This is a genomic window from Halomonas salinarum (assembly GCF_012062845.1).
Taxonomy (GTDB): domain Bacteria; phylum Pseudomonadota; class Gammaproteobacteria; order Pseudomonadales; family Halomonadaceae; genus Onishia; species Onishia salinarum.
The window spans coordinates 1-882 of sequence record NZ_WWNB01000049.1; the positions used below are offsets into that span (position 1 = coordinate 1).

Below are 882 nucleotides of genomic sequence, written 5' to 3' on the forward strand. Positions count from 1 at the left end.
GCGCGCGTTGGTCAGTCCCGATATCCAGCGCCTCACTACCTGCTCGGCATGCCGTTCAAGCGTCGTCAGGGCCTTCGCCATGGGCTTGAGCAGTGGCTGATCGGTGACCGCCTCCCGCATCACCTTGAGGTAATTTGTGATGCGCCATCGGGCGGCACGCGGCGTCGCCGCCTTCTGGATCCAGCGCAGCTTTTCCTTGATCACCCAGGCATCAGCGGTGGCGCCTCGATCGGCCACCAGCTCGTGCAGGGCGGCCAGTTGCTTGGCCGTCTGGTTGCCGTTATCCAGGTTCTTCAAGACCGCCCACCGGAGGGCTTTGGGATGCTCCCTCTCACGGCGTTCCTTCTTGCGAACCTCGTCCAGCGCTTTGGTGAAGGTCTGCACGATGTGGAACCAGTCGACCGTCACTTCGGCGTTGGGTAGGTGCTCGGCAACGCCGCTCAGGAAGGCCTGAGACATGTCGCAGACTACCTCGACCACGTTATCCGGGTCGCCGCCATGTTCCGCCAGGAAGGCGCTGAAGGCCTTGATGGCGGCCTTACCATGCCCGGACACGGCGAAGAGCACCGGCTCCTGCTTGCGCTGCATATCGAGAAACACCGTGACATAGCGCTGACCACGCCGAGACGCGGTCTCATCCACGCCGACGGTGGCTACGCGGGACAAGTCCAGCTCACCCAGCATGCGGCCGACGTAGTGGTGCACGATGCGCCACAAGCGCTTGTCGGAGATCTCCAGTTGCCGGGAGACGGCCAGCACCGGCATCTCCTTGACCAGTGACATGGCGGCCTGCTCGAACAACAGGGTGAAGTCGCTGCCGGGCCGTGCCCAGGGCACTTCGATGCGCTTGACGCCATGCTCGGGGCACTTGGTGCGAGGCAC

Annotated in this window: 1 protein-coding gene; it reads right to left on the reverse strand. The window is 64.1% G+C overall.

The window, feature by feature from the left end; all coding sequences use genetic code 11:
• Window positions 1-882 (reverse strand): ISL3 family transposase (locus tag HF027_RS15445; protein ID WP_168017159.1); only part of this gene is annotated, 882 nt, incomplete at both ends.